We start from the raw sequence: 17,583 nt of genomic DNA, 5'->3' as shown, positions 1-17,583 counted from the left end.
TTGGGCCTATGTTAGAGAGCGCGCGGACCACATATGCGCTTACGGCAGAGAGACCAAGGTCGGCAGCGTACCCAGGTAGCGCCAACGGACGGGATGTTCCCCGTTCCGTGGGAAGAGGGGTCCGGCTCCGGCAAAAGCGCTTCATCGGGATATTTGAGAGGCTGAATAGGATGCTGGATCGGCGCGGCGGTTACGAATACGAAGATTTGCTGGCTTGCGGCCGGGGCGAGCTTTTCGGTCCCGGCAACGCGCAGTTGCCGCTGCCGCCTATGCTGATGTTCGACCGCATCAGCGAGATCTCGGAAACCGGCGGCGAGTACGGCAAGGGGCTGGTGCGCGCCGAGCTCGACGTGAAGCCCGATCTCTGGTTCTTCGGCTGTCATTTCAAGAACGATCCGGTGATGCCGGGCTGTCTCGGCCTCGATGCCATGTGGCAAATGGTCGGCTTTTACCTCGGCTGGGTCGGTGGTGAAGGTCGCGGCCGCGCGCTCGGCCTCGGTGAGTTGAAGTTCTCCGGCCAGGTGCTGCCGCACGTGCGCAAGGTTGTGTACAATATCGACATCAAGCGCGTGATGCGGTCAAAGCTTGTGCTTGGAATCGCAGACGGGTGGCTTTCCATGGACGGTGAGATTATTTATCGCGCCAAGGATCTGAAGGTCGGATTGTTCAAGCAGGGCACGGCTCCATCTTGAGCGGGATCATCATGCGAGAGAATAACGGTAGGGCGAGGCGAACATGAGGCGGGTTGTCGTAACGGGGATGGGGATTGTCTCGTCCATCGGCAATAACACCCAGGAAGTGCTTGCGAGCCTTCACGAGGCGAAGTCGGGCATCACGCGTGCGGTAAAGGCCGCGGAGCTTGGTTTCCGTTCGCAGGTGCACGGAGCACCGACCCTCAATCCATCAGAGATGATCGATCGCCGCGCGATGCGGTTCCTCGCCGAAGGCGCCGCGTGGAATCACGTCGCAATGGAACAGGCGATCCGCGATTCCGGCCTTGAGGAGACTGAAGTCTCCAATATCCGCACCGGCATCATCATGGGATCGGGCGGGCCATCGACACGGACCCTGGTAGAAGCTGCCGACATCGCGCGGACCAAGGGGCCGAAGCGGGTCGGCCCGTTCGCGGTGCCCAAGGGCATGTCGTCGACCGCATCCGCAACGCTCGCGACCTGGTTCAAGATCAAAGGTGTGAACTATTCGATCTCCTCGGCCTGTGCGACGTCGAACCATTGCATCGGCAATGCCTATGAGACGATCCAGATCGGCAAGCAGGACATCATCTTCGCCGGCGGCTGCGAGGAACTCGACTGGACGCTGTCGGTGCTGTTCGACGCCATGGGCGCGATGTCCTCGAAATACAACGATACACCGGCCACCGCGTCGCGCCCCTACGACATCAGCCGCGACGGTTTTGTGATCGCCGGCGGCGCGGGTGTCGTGGTGCTGGAAGAGCTGGAGCATGCCAGGGCGCGCGGCGCGAAGATCTACGGTGAGATCGTCGGCTATGGCGCAACATCCGACGGTTACGACATGGTAGCGCCGTCGGGTGAGGGCGCCGAGCGATGCATGCGCATGGCGATCGCGACCGTGAACACACCGATCGACTACATCAATCCGCACGCGACCTCGACGCCGGCCGGCGATCCGCCTGAGATGGAGGCAATCCGCAAGGTGTTCGGCGTCGGCGACAAGTGCCCGCCGATCTCGGCGACCAAGGCGTTGACCGGCCATTCGCTCGGCGCCACCGGCGTCCAGGAGGCGATCTACTCGCTGATGATGATGAATAACGGCTTCGTCTGCGAGAGCGCCCATATCACTGAACTCGACCCTATCTTCGCCGACATGCCGATCGTGCGTAAGCGCATCGACAATGCCAAGCTCACGACCGTGCTGTCGAACTCATTCGGCTTCGGCGGCACCAACGCGACGCTGGTGTTCAGGCGGCTGGACGCTTGATGCCGTCCTGACGTCTTTGGCGACTTTGCGACGATCCGAAACGGAGTGGGCATGATTATCGAACCGCGCGTGCGAGGTTTCATCTGCACGACGGCGCACCCTGTCGGCTGCGCCAAAAATGTCCGCGAGCAGATCGCTTATGTTCTCCGCCAGGGATCCGTTCCTGAGTGCCCCAAGCGCGTCGCCGTGCTGGGGTGTTCGACCGGTTACGGCCTTGCAAGCCGCATCGTCGCGACCTTCGCCGGCGGTGCCGACACCATCGGCGTGTCGCTGGAGCGTGAGCCTTCGGAAAAGAGAACCGCCAGCGCCGGCTGGTACAACAATCGCGCATTCGAGATCGAGGCCCAGAAAATCGGGCGCTCTCCCGTCACTCTCGAGGGCGACGCTTTCTCCGACGAGCTGAAGAAGGCCTTCATCGCGAGCGTGCGCGAAAAGTTCGGGCAGCTCGACCTGCTGGTCTACAGCATGGCCGCTCCTGCCAGGACCGATCCGGACACCGGCACGACCTATCGCTCGGTCATCAAGCCGCTCGGCGCTCCGGTCGAGATCAAGACCCTCGATACTGAGACCGGCGAGGTCTTCCAGACGACCCTTGAGCCGGCAAGCGAGGATCAAACCGCGGCCACGGTCGCGGTGATGGGCGGCGATGACTGGAAGCGTTGGATCGACCAACTAGCGGACGCCGGTGTCCTGGCGCCAGGTTTCCGCACGCTCAACTACACCTACATCGGCAGCGAATTGACCTGGCCGATCTACTGGAACGGCACGCTGGGGCGCGCCAAGGTCGATCTCGACGGCAAGGCGGAAGCGATTCGCGGCCGGCTTGGCCCCGACGCGGCCCGCGTGGTGGCGTTGAAGGCCGTGGTCACCCAGGCGAGTTCAGCCATTCCGGTGGTGCCGCTCTATGGCACGGTGCTGTTCAAGGTCATGAAGCATCTCGGACTCCACGAAGGATGTATCGAGCAGATCGACCGCCTGTTCCGGACCCGCCTTGGCGCTGACGTCAAGCTTGATGAGGCGCAGCGCGTCAGACTCGACGACTGGGAGCTTTCGCCCGAGGTTCAGGCGGAGGTGTCGCGACGGTGGCCTCTGCTCTCCACGGAAACGCTCGGTGAGCTGGCAGACCTCGGCGAATACAAGAGCCAATTCCTGCGCCTGTTCGGATTCGGCATCGACGGCGTCGACTACACGCAGGACGTGGATCCGCGCGTGGTGCCGGGTTAGGCCGAACTCTGTAGCCCGGATGCAGCGAAGCGAAATCCGGGGAGTTCGTTCCGCGTTTGCACTTGTCCCGGATTGCGCTTCGCTCCATCCGGGCTACGCATCGTCATCTACTCCTCCTTGAGATAGGCGGGCATTGCCTGGTCGATCTGTTCCGCAACCAAGCCGCGGGTCTTCTCGCGCAGCGTCGCGCTGGAGGCCGCAGCTTCGGGAGGGTCGGGAAAGTCCGAATTGTCGAGATGCTTGAACGGGTTTTCCGTCATTCTCATGCTTTCGGAGAAGCGGTTACCCATAGTTTCCAGCGTGCGGTCGATCCTCGCATAGCTCCTGCCGTCGAGCAGCGTCAGCGCCACATTGGCGAATACATGCGAGTGCCTGAGCATCGAGCCGAGGCCCTGATTGTAGGTGCCGATGCCGTCGAGACTGAGGTTGGTGTCCCGCGGATGCAACCTGAATTTAGTCACGACGAGATAGCGTTCGCAGTTCGCATTGGCTGTAAAGCTTTGCACGATCGCCGGGATGCCCTCGCTTGGATCCGGCAGCAGATGCGGTTTCGGATGATAGAACGGGTCGAAGGCACCGCTCGGATAGCTGATCCTGCGGACCGCGGGATCATTGCCGGTCGCCGCGCGAACGCGCGCGAAGACGAGGTCGTCGAGCCCCCAATCGATTGGAACGTTGATCGATTCGTTACCGATGATCGTCACACCGTATTTTTGCACCGCGAATTGATTTCCGAGCACCGAGATCACGCCGAGCCGGCACGAACCGGTCTCCACGGCAACCGGTGGCTTCGCCGCCGCCTTGGCCTTCGGCGCGGGCTTCTTTGCAATCGGCTTGGCGGGGTTGGGTTTTGTGGGGGCGGTTGGTGTCGGAGGTGATTGAGCCCATCCCGCTGCGGCAAAGCATGAGGCCAGGACGGCGGCGGCGACGAAACGACGGAACATGATCGATGAATGAAAGTTGATGCGACTGACGGCTAAACTAGAGCGTGCGCTCCGGCTCGGCAAGGCGAGCGGCAGCGCTTATCGCTTCTTCCACCGATAGTACTTCATCATCAGCCCGTTCAGCGGATTGAGCTTCTCTCCTTCGAACAAAAAACCTTCGCGCTCATACCAGCGCCAGGCCTTTTCGTTTCCGACCGCGCAGCGCAGCCAGATTTCGTCGGGCAAGAGCTGGCGCGTGAAGGCAAGCAGCTGTCGTCCCACGCTCTTGCCGTGATAGGCCGGCGCGACGAAGAGCTGGTCGAGGTAGTTGTCGGAGAGATGCAGTGCCAGCATGCCGGCGAGCGTTGCCTGATCCTCGGCGACGAACAGGCTCCAGCCGTTCTCGACCTCCTCGCGCAGGCGTACCCGCAGAGCGGTCAGCAGGACATCGCTGGCCTCGGCGAGGCCAGTCGAGACCCAGCTCTCCATCCAGACGCGGGCGATCTCGTCATATTCGTCCGGTCGGGCGCGGCGAATGGTGGGGAGCGTTATCGTGGATGTCTCATGATGCGAAAGGCCCCGCGATCTCCCGCGAGGCCTTGATCGTGGCTTTCAGCTTACCGGATGACGTCTCGGCTGGCGAGCCGCGCAGCCGAGCTCAGACGCCGAGCGTCCCGGCCTTTGCCGCCGCATAGCGCTCGCCGACGGCCGTCCAGTTCACCGTATTCCACCACGCCTTGAGATAGTCCGGCCGGCGGTTCTGGTAGGTCAGATAATAGGCGTGCTCCCAAACGTCGTTGCCGAGCAACGCGCGCTTGCCGTCCATGATCGGGTTGTCCTGGTTCGGCCGCGTCTCGATCGCGAGCTTGCCGTCGTTGGTTACCGTGACGAAGACCCAACCGGAGCCGAACACGCGTCCGCCGGCAGCATTGAAATCGGTCTGGAATTTCTCGATGCCGCCGAGGTCGCGCTCGATCGCGGCGAGCACCTCGCCATCCGGCTTGCCGCCGTTCGGCCCCATGATCTGCCAGAACATCGTGTGGTTGGCGTGGCCGCCCAGATTGTTGCGCACGCCGGTGCGGATCGATTCCGAAACATTGTTGAGGTTGCCGAGCACCTCCACGATCGGCTTCTCGGCGATCTGCGGATTGTCCTTGGCGAAATTGTTCAAATTGGTGACGTAGGCTTGATGATGCTTGTCGTGATGGATCTCCATCGTCTTGGCATCGATGTGCGGCTCGAACGCGGTCGTCGGATAGGTCAGCGGCGGGACCGAGAACGGCGCGGCCGCCGATGGCGACGTCGCTTGTGCGAACACGAAGCGCGGAGCGGCGGCAGCCACTGCGGCCGTGGTTGCCGCTAACACAAGCTGGCGCCGGGATAGGGATGACATCATTTCTCTCCTCACCTGAAGCTATGGGTCCGTCGTCGACAGAGCGCAGCGAGATACGCGCGAGCCACCGTACGCAGTTTCGAAGACGGTCATTGTGACGCTGCGTCGGAATCGCGCATCGCCGGAGCATCGTAGCAAACAAAAGGGCGGCCTTTCGGCCGCCCTTGGTCATTTCGTTCCAATCAGACTTTACTCGCCGGCCGCTTCGCGGGGCGCCGGTCCGTCGGTCTTCTGCTTGGCTTCGAGATCTTCGCCGGTCTGCTGGTCGACCGCCTTCATCGAGAGCCGGGTCTTGCCGCGATCGTCGAACCCGAGCAGCTTGACCTTGACCTTGTCGCCTTCCTTGACGACGTCCGAGGTCTTCTGCACGCGCGCCGAAGCGAGCTGGCTGATGTGGACGAGGCCGTCCTTGGCGCCGAAGAAGTTCACGAAAGCTCCGAACTCCATCACCTTGACGACGGTGCCGTCATAGATCAGCCCGATCTCCGGATCCGATGCGATCGACTTGATCCACTTGATCGCAGCCTTCATCGCTTCGCCATCATTGGAGGCGACCTTCACGGTGCCGTCGTCCTCGATGTTGACCTTGGCGCCGGTCTTCTCGACGATCTCGCGGATCACCTTGCCGCCGGTGCCGATCACTTCACGGATCTTGTCGGTGGCGATCTTGAAGGTCTCGATGCGCGGCGCGTATTCGCCGAGTTCGGCACGCGCGGCGGTCAATGCCTTGGACATCTCACCCAGGATATGTATGCGGCCGTCCTTGGCCTGTCCGAGCGCGACCTTCATGATCTCCTCGGTGATGCCCTCGATCTTGATGTCCATCTGCAGCGAGGTGATGCCCAGCTCGGTGCCGGCAACCTTGAAGTCCATGTCGCCGAGATGATCCTCGTCACCGAGGATGTCTGAGAGCACCGCGAAGCGCTTGTCTTCGAGGATCAGGCCCATCGCGATACCCGCGGTCGGCCGCTTCAACGGCACGCCCGCATCCATCAGCGCCAGCGAGGCGCCGCAGACCGAGGCCATCGACGACGAACCGTTCGACTCGGTGACCTCCGAGACCACGCGTACCGTGTAGGGGAACTCGTGATGCGGCGGCAGCACCGGATGGATCGCGCGCCAGGCGAGCTTGCCGTGGCCGATCTCGCGGCGCTTGGTGCCGCCGAGGCGACCGGTTTCACCGACCGAGTAGGGAGGGAAGTTGTAGTGCAGCAGGAACGTTTCCTTGTAGGTTCCCGCCAGCGCGTCGATGTACTGTTCGTCCTCACCGGTGCCGAGCGTGGTCACGACCATCGCCTGGGTCTCGCCGCGGGTGAACAGCGCCGAACCATGGGCGCGCGGCAGGATGCCGGCTTCGGCGACGATGTTACGCACGGTCTTGGCGTCACGGCCGTCGATGCGCTTGCCGGTGTCGAGGATGTTCCAGCGGACGATCTTGGCTTCGAGTTCCTTGAATACGCCGGCGACACGCAGCTTGTCGTATTTCGGTTCCTGGCCTTCAGGGAAGAAGTGCGCGAGCACCTTTTCCTTGACCTTGCCGACTGCGGCATAGCGTTCCTGCTTCACCGGGATCGCATAGGCCTTGCGGAGATCCTGCTCGGCGAAACCAAGCATTTCCTTCTCGATCGCCGAATTGTCGATAGTGATGACCTCGCGCGGCTCCTTGGCGGCTTTCTCGGCGAGCTCGATGATCGCGTTGATGACCGGCTGGAAGTGGCGATGGCCGAACATGACCGCGCCGAGCATCACGTCTTCGTTGAGCTCCTTGGCTTCCGATTCGACCATCAGCACGGCGTCGGCGGTGCCGGCGACGACGAGGTCGAGCTGGGTTTCGGTCATCTCGTCCAGCGTCGGGTTGAGCACGTATTCGTCATTGGCGAAGCCGACGCGTGCTGCACCGATCGGGCCCTTGAAGGGTGCACCGGACAGGGTCAGCGCGGCGGACGAAGCCACCAGCGCCACGATGTCAGGATCGTTCTCCATGTCGTGGGAGAGAACGGTGACGATCACCTGGGTCTCGTTGCGCCAGCCGTCGACGAACAGCGGGCGGATCGGGCGATCGATCAGGCGGGAGACCAGCGTCTCCTTTTCGGTCGGGCGTCCTTCGCGCTTGAAATAGCCGCCGGGGATGCGGCCCGCGGCATAGGTCTTCTCCTGGTAGTCGACCGTGAGCGGCAGGAAGTCGACGCCTTCGCGCGGCGTCTTCGCCGCCACGACGGTGGCGAGCACCACGGTCTCGCCATAGGTCGCCACCACGGCGCCGTCGGCCTGGCGGGCGATCTTGCCGGTTTCAAGCTTGAGGGGACGTCCACCCCAGTCGATCTCGACAGAATGCTTGTTGAACATTTTGGTCTTCTTTCATGGTTTCACGAAAGCACGGAGCCTGAAACGCAAAGACCATGCGCAAGACGGCTAGATACTGACGCGATCTGGCGATCAGTATCCGGCGATCCTGCCATGGTCTTTGGATTTCGGATGGCTTCCATCCCTTCGGTCATCTGGGCATCTTGCCCCGTCCGGCGGCCGGATTGCTGCTGGACGCTAGTGCGCATGATCATCTTTCGACAATTCGAAAGTCCGCTTTTCCGGAAGATCATATGAAAACGCGCGCGAACCGCGCGCGCGTACTTCTCAACATCAACGACGGATGTTGTGCTTTTCGAGCAGCGCCTTGTAGCGCGCCTCGTCCTTCTTCTTGATGTAGTCGAGCAGGGAACGACGCGTCGACACGAGCTTCAGGAGGCCGCGGCGTGAATGATTGTCCTTCACGTGGGTCTTGAAGTGCTCGGTGAGGTTGGTGATGCGTTCCGTCAGGATCGCGACTTGGACCTCGGGCGAACCGGTGTCGCCGGTCTTGTTGGCATTGGTCTTGATCACTTCCGCTTTGCGTTCGGCGGTAATCGACATCGTCAAACACTTCCATTGTTGCGAGCCGGACTGGCAGTCAGTCCGTTCAGGTTGAACACGCGCTTGGGGATGAGTTCGCCATTGCCAATTTCGGCGAGGGCCAGAAGCCGGCCTGCCACCGTGACATAGACTGTGCCGCTAGTATTGGGCGCATCCCGTCCGCGCAACAAAACGGCCTGGCCCCTATGGAGCCTTGCCGCATCAGCCCGTGTGACGGCCAGTGCCGGGATGTCGTCCAGCGCGGTCTCAACGGGCAAAAGCGCGTCGGCGAGGCTGCCCTCGCCCGACGCGGCTCTATTGCATAAAGCCTCTAACTGTTCCAGCGGAATCATGTCCGCTTCCGTAAACGGGCCGACAAGGGTCCGCCGCAGCGCGCAGATATGGCCGAAACAGCCAAGAATCCGGCCCATATCGCGGGCCAGGGCCCGCACATAGGTTCCCTTGCCGCATTCGGCCTCGAACACGGATTGGCCGTTATCTCCATGTTCCACAAGGATTAATTCGTGAATCTCGACCGGACGGGGCTTCAGTTCCACGGTCTCGCCGTCACGCGCCAGATCGTAGGCGCGCTCGCCCTGCACCTTGATCGCCGAATATTGCGGCGGGATCTGCTCGATCACCCCGGTGAAGCGGGGCAGCAGCTCGCGGATCGAATCGGCGGTCGGCCTGATCTCGCTGGTCTTGACGGCGCGTCCCTCGGTGTCGTCGGTGTCGCGCTCCTCGCCCCACGACACCGTGAAGCGGTAGCGTTTGCGGCCGTCCATCACGAACGGCACCGTCTTGGTGGCTTCACCCAGGGCAATCGGCAAGCCGCCGGAGGCGAGCGGATCGAGCGTGCCGGCGTGGCCCGCGCGCTTGGCGGAGAACAGCCGCTTGAGCACCGCGACCGCGTGCGTCGAGGTCATGCCGATCGGCTTGTCGAGCACGACCCAGCCGTGCACGTCGCGCTTGTCGCGGCGCGGCTGCTGGTTCTGCTTGCCCTGCCTCGGGCGCGGATCGTTGTTGACCCGGCGCTGCTCGTCGCCGCGCGCTTCAGAAAAAATATTTCGCTCGGCGTCGCGCTTATCGGCATCATCAGCGTCGATCGCGCTGCTGGTCGTCGTCACAGTCATCACTCGTCGTCCGAATCGGGTGCGAGGTCTCTCTGCACCGCAGGTGTTCGCAGTAATTTCTCGATACGTTCCGCTTCGTCGAATCGTTCATCGACGCGAAAGCGAATGTCAGGTGCGAATTTCAGGTTAACGCGATGCGCGATCTCGCCGCGCAGGAATTTCTTGTTGCGCTCGAGCGCGGCGATCACGACGTCGGTGTCGCGTCCGCCGAGCGGCATCACATAGACTGTGGCGAGCTTCAGGTCCGGCGACATACGCACCTCGGGAACGGTGATGATGTGGCCTTCGAGATCCGGATCGTGAACGTCACCTTGCGACAGAATATCGGCAACCGCATGGCGAACCGTTTCGCCGACGCGTAATTGTCGTTGCGAGCCGCCGGAGGCGGTGCTCTTGGTTTGGCGGGGCATGATCTTCTTCCAAAATCGTGATGCCCGCGGCCGACCACGGGCATCGATTCCCAAATTTTCAAATCAGGCAATGCACGGGTGGCCGGACCAGGTCCGGCCACGCCGCGGCATTTTCAGTGAGTCATGAACCAGGCGCTTCGTAAGATTTGGACTTACAGAGAGCGCTGGATCGTCTCGACGCGGTAGCATTCGATCACGTCGCCGGCACGCATGTCGCCGTAGTTCTCGAACGCCATGCCGCATTCCTGGCCGGAAACCACTTCCTTCACTTCATCCTTGAAGCGCTTCAGCGTCGACAGCTTGCCCTCGTGCACCACGACGTTGTCGCGGATCAGGCGAACATTGGCGCCGCGCTCCACGGTCCCGTCGGTGACGCGGCAACCCGCGACCTTGCCGACCTTGGAAATGTTGAACACTTCCAGGATCAGTGCGTTGCCCAGCATGGTTTCGCGCAGCGTCGGCGCGAGCAGGCCGGACATCGCCTTTTTGATGTCATCCACCAGATCGTAGATGATGTTGTAGTAGCGGATCTCGATGCCGTTGCGCTTGGCCGCGGCCGCCGCTTCCTTGTTGGCGCGGACCGAGAAGCCGATGATGGCGGCGTTGAAGCCTTCCGCCAGCGTGACGTCGGATTCCGAGATGCCGCCGACACCTGCATGCAGGATGCGGGCTGCGACTTCGTCGGTGCCGAGCTTCTCCAGCGAGCCCAGGATCGCTTCCAGCGAGCCCTGCACGTCGGCCTTGATGATCAGCGGGAAGTCCTTGCGGCCCGAAGTCTTGAGCTGCGACATCATCTGTTCGAGCGAGCCGCGCATGCCGGAAATCGAGGCCGCGGCGTTTTCGCGCTTCTGGTGGGCGCGATAGCTCGTGACCTGGCGGGCGCGGGCTTCGTTCTCGACGACAGCCAGACGATCGCCGGCTTCCGGCGGGCCGTTGAAGCCGAGCACCTCGACCGGCACCGACGGTCCGGCTTCGTCGATGGTTTCGCCTTGATCGTTGATCAAAGCGCGGACCCGGCCCATCTCGGCGCCGGCGACGACGATGTCGCCGACCCGCAGCGTGCCGCGCTGGACCAGCACGGTCGCCACCGGACCGCGGCCGCGATCGAGCTTGGCTTCGATCACGGTGCCTTCCGCCGGGCGCTCCGAATTGGTCTTCAGGTCGAGGATTTCGGCCTGCAGCGCGATCATTTCCAAGAGCTTGTCGAGATTGGTCTTGTTCTTGGCTGAGACCTCGACGTCGACGACGTCGCCGCCGAGCGATTCGACCTGCACTTCGTATTGCAGCAGCTCGGTGCGCACCCGCTCGGGCTTCGCGTCAGGCTTGTCGATCTTGTTGATGGCGATGATCATCGGCACCTTCGCCGCCTTGGCGTGATTGATCGCCTCGATGGTCTGCGGCATGACGCCGTCATCGGCCGCGACCACCAGGATCACGATGTCGGTGACCTTGGCGCCGCGGGCGCGCATCGCGGTGAACGCGGCGTGGCCCGGCGTATCGATGAAGGTGATCTTCTTGCCGCTTTCCGGCGAAGTCACCTGGTAGGCACCGATATGCTGGGTGATGCCGCCGGCTTCGCCTGAGACCACGTTGGCGTGGCGCAGCGCGTCGAGCAGCGAGGTCTTGCCGTGGTCGACGTGGCCCATGACGGTGACCACGGGCGAACGCGGCTCGGTATCGGTGGAATTGTCGACGACGTCGAACAGGCCTTCTTCCACGTCGGAGGCGGCGACGCGCCTGACGCTGTGGCCCAATTCTTCGGCGATCAGCTGCGCGGTGTCGGCGTCGATCACGTCGGTGATCTTGTGCATCGCGCCCTGCTTCATCAGCATGCGGATGACCTCGACCGCGCGTTCCGCCATGCGGTTGGCGAGTTCCTGAATCGTGATCGCTTCCGGGATCACCACCTCGCGGATCAGCTTTTCCTTCGGTTCGTTCGCGGCATGACCCTTCAGACGCTGGGTACGGCGGCGGAACGAGGCGATCGAGCGCTCGCGCACGTCGTCGGCGGTGAGCGCGGTGACGACGGTGAGGCGGCCGCGCTGCTTCTGCGGGGCGGGCTTCTGGGTGGGCTTGGGCGCAACGACGGGGCGCACGGCGCCGCCGGGCCGGCGCACCAGACGCGGAGCTTCATCTTCCTCCGCCTCGGCGGCAACCGCCGGCGGCCTTCCCGGCGCGGCGGTCGTGGTGCGCACGGGCGCGGATGTCGTGGTGCGGCCCGGCGCAGACGTCGTGGTGCGGGCCGGCGTAGAACTGGTTGTCGGTCGGGGCGCGGTGCTGGCGGCGGCCGACGCTCCGGGCTTGGCCTCGCCTTCGCCAAAGCGGCGCTTGGCTTCGACCTCGGCCTTGCGCTTGGCCTCTTCTTCGTGGCGATGGCGCTCGTCTTCCGCCTTGCGGCGGACTTCGGCGGCCTCGCGCTCGGCCTTTTCGGCGACTTCGCGGATAGCGCGGCGCTTGGCTTCTTCTTCGGCAAGGTGGCGTTCCTCGACGTCGCGCTGCCTGGCGTCGGCCAGCGCGCTGGCGCGTGCGGAGCGCTCATCCTCGGTCAGCGTGCGCAGCACGACGCCCGATCCGGCATTGCGCTGGGGCTGACCTGACGCGCCACCGGGCCGGCCGGCCGGCGGCCTGGCGGGCGGGGGCGGTGCAGGCTTTGCAACCACGGGTTCCGGAGCGTGCGTCTCGCCGGGGCCATCGCCACCGACGCGGCGCTTGCCGCGCTTCTCGACCACGACCTGCTTGGTCCGGCCATGGCTGAAGCTCTGGCGCACGGTGCCCGTCTCGACGCGCGGCTTCAGCGACAACGTCTTGGTCGGAACACTCAGAGTCTTGTCGCCAGGGGATTTGGTATCAACCATTCAGCAGTCCTAATCTCGTTTCACTGTGCGTTTCCCGCACAAATCCTTCAACGCGTCGTCTTTTATTGAGCGTGATCCAGTCGGAAAGGCGATCTCCGCCTTCCTGGATCAAGCTCTGGAATTTCTGGCCGCTTCGGCGGTCTTGTCGTCGTCGGCCATCCGGTATCGAACCAGCATCTGGCAGCGCGACAGGAACGTCTTGCTCGCCGGGCCCGCGAGCAGGGCAGCATGTATCACATTTGACCGCCCAAGTGCCAAATCCAATTCTGCCGACGTCAAAACATTGACGGCGGCGATTACCGGCGATTCACCACGTTTTTCGTCCCTTTGCCGGGCAATCGCGTCCAATTTGCGGATTCCGTCGGCGGCGCCGTCGGAAGCGTGGATCAGGGCTGCGGTTTGGCCCGCCTTGAGTGCGTCCTCGACCTTGCCGAAGCCCGAAACGACCTGGCCGGCCTTGGCGGCCATCGCCAGGGCCTCGGTAAGGCTGCGTACCAGGAGTGCGTCGGTATCGGTGGGAAGGGTCGGCGCGACGCGGACATCGCGCTTGAATCCCTTGCTAAATTGGTGACGACGGACGGCTTCCGCAACGCTTCGCCGCGATGCGGAAATCCACATTCCGCGGCCCGGCAGCTTGCGCTTGAGATCCGGGATCACCTCGCCCGTGGGGGTGACGACAAACCGGATCAGTTCGTCGATCGGATGCACCTCGCGGCTGACCGCGCACATCCGCGTGGTCGCGGACTTACCGGTCCGCGGCCCATCGTCGAGATCGGGGTCAGCTGATGCGAGCATCCGTTCGGCATCTCCTTTAAGCCGTTGCGTCGGCGTCGGCCTCGGCCTCGGCCTCTGCAGCAGCAGGCTTGGCGAGGTCGGCCTCGGTGATCCAGCCGGCCTTGACGCGGGCCTGCATGATGATCGCCTCGGCCTCGTCGCGCGAAATCTCAGTGCCGTCGAGGAACCCGGCATGCTTGGTCGGCTCGCTGCCTTCCTTGCGCTCGGTCCAGCCGACCAAATCGTCGGTGGCGCAGCCGGCGAGGTCCTCGACCGTCTTCACGTCGTTCTCGCCGAGCTTCACCAGCATCTTCGAGCTGACGCCGGGGACCGTCTTCATGTCGTCGTCGACGCCGAGTTCCTTGCGCTTGGATTCCAGCTCGGCCTCGAGCTGCTCAAGATATTCCCGGGCGCGGGTCTGCAGTTCGGTGGCGGTCTCCTCGTCGAAGCCCTCGATGCCGGCGAGCTCCTTGATGTCGACCAGCGCGAGCTCCTCGACCGAGGTAAAGCCTTCGGAGGCCAGCAATTGGCCGACCACTTCGTCGACATTGAGCGCTTCCATGAACACCCGCGTGGAATTCTCGAAATCGGCCTGACGGCGCTCCGACTCCTCCTGCTCGGTCAGGATATCGATGTCCCAGCCGGTCAGCTGCGAGGCAAGACGGACGTTCTGGCCGCGGCGGCCGATCGCCAGCGAGAGCTGGTTGTTGGTGTCGGGAACCACGACCTCGATGCGCTCGCGGTCCTCGTCGATCACGACCTTGGCGACCTCGGCCGGCGCCAGCGCGTTGACGACGAAGGTCGCAATGTCGGGCGACCACGGAATGATGTCGATCTTTTCGCCCTGCAGCTCGTTCACCACGGCCTGCACGCGCGAACCGCGCATGCCGACGCAGGCGCCGACCGGGTCGACCGACGAGTCGCGGGAGATCACGCCGATCTTGGCGCGCGAGCCGGGATCGCGGGCGACCGCCTTGATCTCGACGATGCCGTCGTAGATTTCAGGCACTTCCTGCGCGAACAGCTTTGCCATGAACTGCGGATGGGTGCGGGACAGGAAGATCTGCGGCCCGCGGGTCTCGCGGCGGACGTCGAAAATATAGGCGCGGACGCGGTCGCCGTTGCGGAACACCTCGCGCGGCAGCATCTCGTCACGACGGACGATCGCTTCGCCGCGGCCGAGGTCGACGATCACGCTGCCATATTCGACGCGCTTGACGATGCCGTTGACGATGTCGCCGATGCGGTCCTTGAATTCCTGATACTGCCGGTCACGCTCGGCCTCGCGCACCTTCTGCACGATCACCTGCTTGGCGGATTGCGCGGCGATGCGGCCATATTCCAGCGGCGGCAGGGTGTCGGCGATGGTGTCGCCGACCTGGGCGCCCGGATTGGCGCGCTGCGCATCGGCCAGCGAAATCTGGTTCGACGAGTTCTCGACGATGTCGACCACCAGCATGTGGCGCGATAGCCGAAGCTCGCCCTTCTTGGCGTCGATCTCGGCATGGACGTCGGTCTCGCTGCCGTAGCGGGCGCGGGCCGCTTTCGCGATGGCGTCTTCCATTGCCGCGATCACGATTGAGCGGTCGATCGACTTTTCGCGCGCAACTGCGTCTGCGATCTGCAGCAGTTCGAGTTTGTTGGCGCTTACTGCCATGGCTTAGTCTCCTTCGAATGGATCGGTCTCGCCTCGGCGCGCACGCGCGGCGGCCAGACGGTGTTCTTTGGTGTTGGTCGGGGCCGGCTTCTTGCCGGACTTTGGCTTCGGCTTCGGCTTGAAACTTATCGACGGATCGCTGTTCTTGGCGTGGGCCGGTTGCGGCGGCATGAGGCCAAGCTTGCGGTGCAATTCGCGCTCTGCGGCCCTGCCGCGGCGCATCGATTCCGCGATCAATTCGTCGGTCAGCACCAGCCGCGCTTCCGAAATGTCCTCCATCACCAGAAGGACCTCAGGGTCTTCGGCAGGGCGCGCGTCGTCGCGCCGCAAGTGCACCGCATTGCCTTCGATGCCGCCGAGCACGCCGCGGAACCGCTTGCGGCCCTGATGCGCGACCGCCATCTCGATCTTCACCAGATTGCCGCTGTAGCGCTTGAAGTCGGAGCGGCGTACCAGCGGGCGGTCGATGCCGGGCGAGGAGATTTCGAGGCGGTAGGCGCGCTCGATCGGGTCGGCGATATCGAGCACCGGTGACAATGCGTGCGAGATCGCCTCGCAATCCTCGAGCTGTATCGTGCCGTCGGGCCGTTCCGCCATGATCTGCACGGTGCAGCCGGCGCCGCCCGACACCGAGATGCGCACCAGACGATAGCCCATGCCTTGCAGCACGGGAGCCGCGACGGCAGCCACGCGCGCTGCCACACCCGGCTCGATGACGAGCCGCGGCTCGGAGAGCAGTTCGGCGTCCACGGACGTGGCGGTCGGATCGGTCATATCGAATGTCAAAGGCGGTCTGGTCTGTCGTGTTGCTCGGTGGGCCTTAAGGGGCCGCTAACGCTACCCAAACGAGGCCCGGCCTGCCGGGTCCCTTCAGGTAATAAAAAAGAGCGGGTCCCGAGGGGCCCACTCTCAATACGCGATCGTATGAGAACCATAAGTTGCGGCCGATATAGCGCTTTTGCCACGATCCGGCAAGGCCTCCCAGCTTTGGAACGGGTGATTTTGCGGGTTTCCCGGGGCAGGCTCGACCTAACGCTCCGTTTACGAACGGCACCTAGATTGCCCGCAAACCCGCCGAACCGGCCGGTTTGGACAGGATCATGACGACAGCCCCCGCGCTGATCACGGAACTCGATGAGATCGTTCGCCGCGGCGACCCCAGGCGCCGCGCCGAGGCCGCGCGGCGGATCAGCGAGCTGTTCCTGCAGGGTGCGGCGAATTTCCGTCCCGACCATATCAATCTGTTCGATGGCGTGCTGACCAGCCTGGTGCCGCATGCCGAACCCGCCGCACGGGTCGATCTGGCCGAACGGCTCTCGCTGCTCGCCAACGCGCCGCGGCACCTCGTCGGCCAGCTCGCGCACGAGGACGATATCGCGATCGCAGGTCCGCTGCTGCGCCGATCGCCCGTCATCGACGATTCCGCGCTGGTCGAAATCGCCAATGCCAAGGGCCAGGGCCATTTGCTTGCAATGGCTGAGCGGCCAAAGCTCTCGATCGAACTGACTGACGTCATCGTCCGCCGTGGCGATCGCGATGTGATCAGATGTGCCGCCGGCAATGCCGGCGCGGCCTTCTCGGATGACGGGTTCTCCACGCTGATCCAGCGTGCCGGCCAGGACGGCGTGCTGACGCTGAAGATCGGCCGCCGCGACGACCTTCCGCCGGAACATCTGAAGAGCCTGCTGGCCGGTTCGATCGATGTGGTCCGCCGCCGTCTGTTCACCGTGGCCAAGCCGGAGCGGCAGGCTGCGATCAATCAGGCCATGAACGAAATAACCGGCGCGACCGAGCAGGCCGAAAGCCGCCGCGACTATGCGCAGGCACAACGCACGGTGATGGCGTTGCATCGCGCCGGTCAATTGACCGAAGGCGCGTTGCTCAACTTCGCCAAGGTATTCAAGTACGAGGAGGCCGTTGCGGCGCTCGCTGCGATGACCGGCGTGAAGATCGCAACCCTCGACCGCCTGATCGGCGGCGAACGCTACGACTCGATCCTGATCGCGAGCAAAACCATCGGCGTGGAATGGTCGACGGTGCGCGCGTTGATCCTGATGCGGCTCGGGCCGAACCGGACTGTATCGCCCGCCGACATTGAAGGCGCGCGGGCCAATTTCGCCCGCCTCATGCCGTCGACGGCACAGCGCGTGGTGGATTTCTGGAAGTCGCGGTAGTCGCGGCGTCGTTGTCGGAAGCGATCGCTCGCGCACAGCTCTTTCCGCGTCATCGTTCAAGCAGCTACATCTATACACTGAGTTGCGCTTCGGATAAAGCGAAATATTTTTGCTGCGGGAGATTGACAGGTTTTGCTGATTTGCCCGTCGTGTCGCATCGGCAACACTCATGGGCACAATATCCTACGGCGACCA

Annotated in this window: 15 protein-coding genes; 4 read left to right on the top strand and 11 right to left on the bottom strand. The window is 63.5% G+C overall.

Annotation, left to right across the window (positions count from 1 at the left end; translation table 11 throughout):
• Positions 1-170: 170 nt before the first annotated feature.
• From fabA to fabV, 3 genes are read left to right on the top strand one after another with little or no spacing between them, the layout of a single operon-like run.
• Entirely contained in the window at positions 171-692 is a 522-nt protein-coding gene (gene fabA, locus UP10_RS05215) for a 3-hydroxyacyl-[acyl-carrier-protein] dehydratase FabA (protein WP_044586306.1), read from the top strand.
• Between the two features lie 43 nt (positions 693-735).
• Complete coding sequence (gene fabB, locus UP10_RS05210; protein WP_044586305.1) at positions 736-1,959, top strand: beta-ketoacyl-ACP synthase I; 1,224 nt, start codon at positions 736-738, stop codon at positions 1,957-1,959.
• Positions 1,960-2,010: 51 nt separating this feature from the next.
• Positions 2,011-3,183, top strand: a complete 1,173-nt coding sequence (gene fabV, locus UP10_RS05205) for an enoyl-ACP reductase FabV (protein WP_044586304.1) — start codon at positions 2,011-2,013, stop codon at positions 3,181-3,183.
• A 107-nt stretch (positions 3,184-3,290) separates the two neighbouring features.
• Here fabV and UP10_RS05200 read toward each other — a convergent pair whose 3' ends face one another.
• From UP10_RS05200 to rimP, 11 genes are all read right to left on the bottom strand, one after another.
• Positions 3,291-4,127 (bottom strand): hypothetical protein, encoded by an 837-nt coding sequence (locus tag UP10_RS05200; protein ID WP_044586303.1) that lies wholly within the window; start codon positions 4,125-4,127, stop codon positions 3,291-3,293.
• Between the two features lie 78 nt (positions 4,128-4,205).
• Entirely contained in the window at positions 4,206-4,658 is a 453-nt protein-coding gene (locus UP10_RS05195) for a GNAT family N-acetyltransferase (RefSeq protein ID WP_044586302.1), read from the bottom strand.
• Between the two features lie 106 nt (positions 4,659-4,764).
• Positions 4,765-5,499 carry a superoxide dismutase gene (locus UP10_RS05190; protein ID WP_044586501.1) on the bottom strand — a complete coding sequence of 245 codons (735 nt, stop codon included), beginning with the start codon at positions 5,497-5,499 and terminating at the stop codon, positions 4,765-4,767.
• Between the two features lie 189 nt (positions 5,500-5,688).
• Positions 5,689-7,845, bottom strand: coding sequence for a polyribonucleotide nucleotidyltransferase (gene pnp / locus UP10_RS05185; protein WP_044586301.1), 2,157 nt, complete (start codon positions 7,843-7,845; stop codon positions 5,689-5,691).
• A gap of 291 nt (positions 7,846-8,136) precedes the next feature.
• Positions 8,137-8,406: a 30S ribosomal protein S15 gene (rpsO, locus tag UP10_RS05180; protein WP_044537871.1), complete on the bottom strand. Its 270-nt coding sequence runs from the start codon at positions 8,404-8,406 to the stop codon at positions 8,137-8,139.
• Positions 8,407-8,408: 2 nt separating this feature from the next.
• Entirely contained in the window at positions 8,409-9,518 is a 1,110-nt protein-coding gene (gene truB / locus UP10_RS05175) for a tRNA pseudouridine(55) synthase TruB (RefSeq protein WP_044586300.1), read from the bottom strand.
• Positions 9,518-9,928 carry a 30S ribosome-binding factor RbfA gene (gene rbfA / locus UP10_RS05170; RefSeq protein WP_044537869.1) on the bottom strand — a complete coding sequence of 137 codons (411 nt, stop codon included), beginning with the start codon at positions 9,926-9,928 and terminating at the stop codon, positions 9,518-9,520. The genes truB and rbfA overlap by 1 nt, the downstream gene beginning before the upstream one ends.
• 152 nt (positions 9,929-10,080) lie before the next feature.
• A complete protein-coding gene (infB, locus tag UP10_RS05165; RefSeq protein ID WP_044586299.1) occupies positions 10,081-12,783 on the bottom strand; it encodes a translation initiation factor IF-2 in 2,703 nt (900 codons plus the stop codon).
• A 108-nt stretch (positions 12,784-12,891) separates the two neighbouring features.
• Positions 12,892-13,578 carry an RNA-binding protein gene (locus tag UP10_RS05160; RefSeq protein WP_044586298.1) on the bottom strand — a complete coding sequence of 229 codons (687 nt, stop codon included), beginning with the start codon at positions 13,576-13,578 and terminating at the stop codon, positions 12,892-12,894.
• Positions 13,579-13,594: 16 nt separating this feature from the next.
• Positions 13,595-15,214: a transcription termination factor NusA gene (gene nusA, locus UP10_RS05155; protein ID WP_044586297.1), complete on the bottom strand. Its 1,620-nt coding sequence runs from the start codon at positions 15,212-15,214 to the stop codon at positions 13,595-13,597.
• A gap of 3 nt (positions 15,215-15,217) precedes the next feature.
• A complete protein-coding gene (gene rimP / locus UP10_RS05150; RefSeq protein ID WP_044586296.1) occupies positions 15,218-15,988 on the bottom strand; it encodes a ribosome maturation factor RimP in 771 nt (256 codons plus the stop codon).
• Between the two features lie 326 nt (positions 15,989-16,314).
• On the opposite strand from rimP, the gene UP10_RS05145 reads away from it, so the two are divergent.
• Entirely contained in the window at positions 16,315-17,388 is a 1,074-nt protein-coding gene (locus UP10_RS05145; RefSeq protein WP_044586500.1) for a DUF2336 domain-containing protein, read from the top strand.
• Positions 17,389-17,583 lie beyond the last annotated feature (195 nt).

This window comes from Bradyrhizobium sp. LTSPM299 (genome assembly GCF_000938235.1).
GTDB lineage: Bacteria > Pseudomonadota > Alphaproteobacteria > Rhizobiales > Xanthobacteraceae > Bradyrhizobium.
This window is presented reverse-complemented; position numbering and strand designations above follow the sequence as displayed.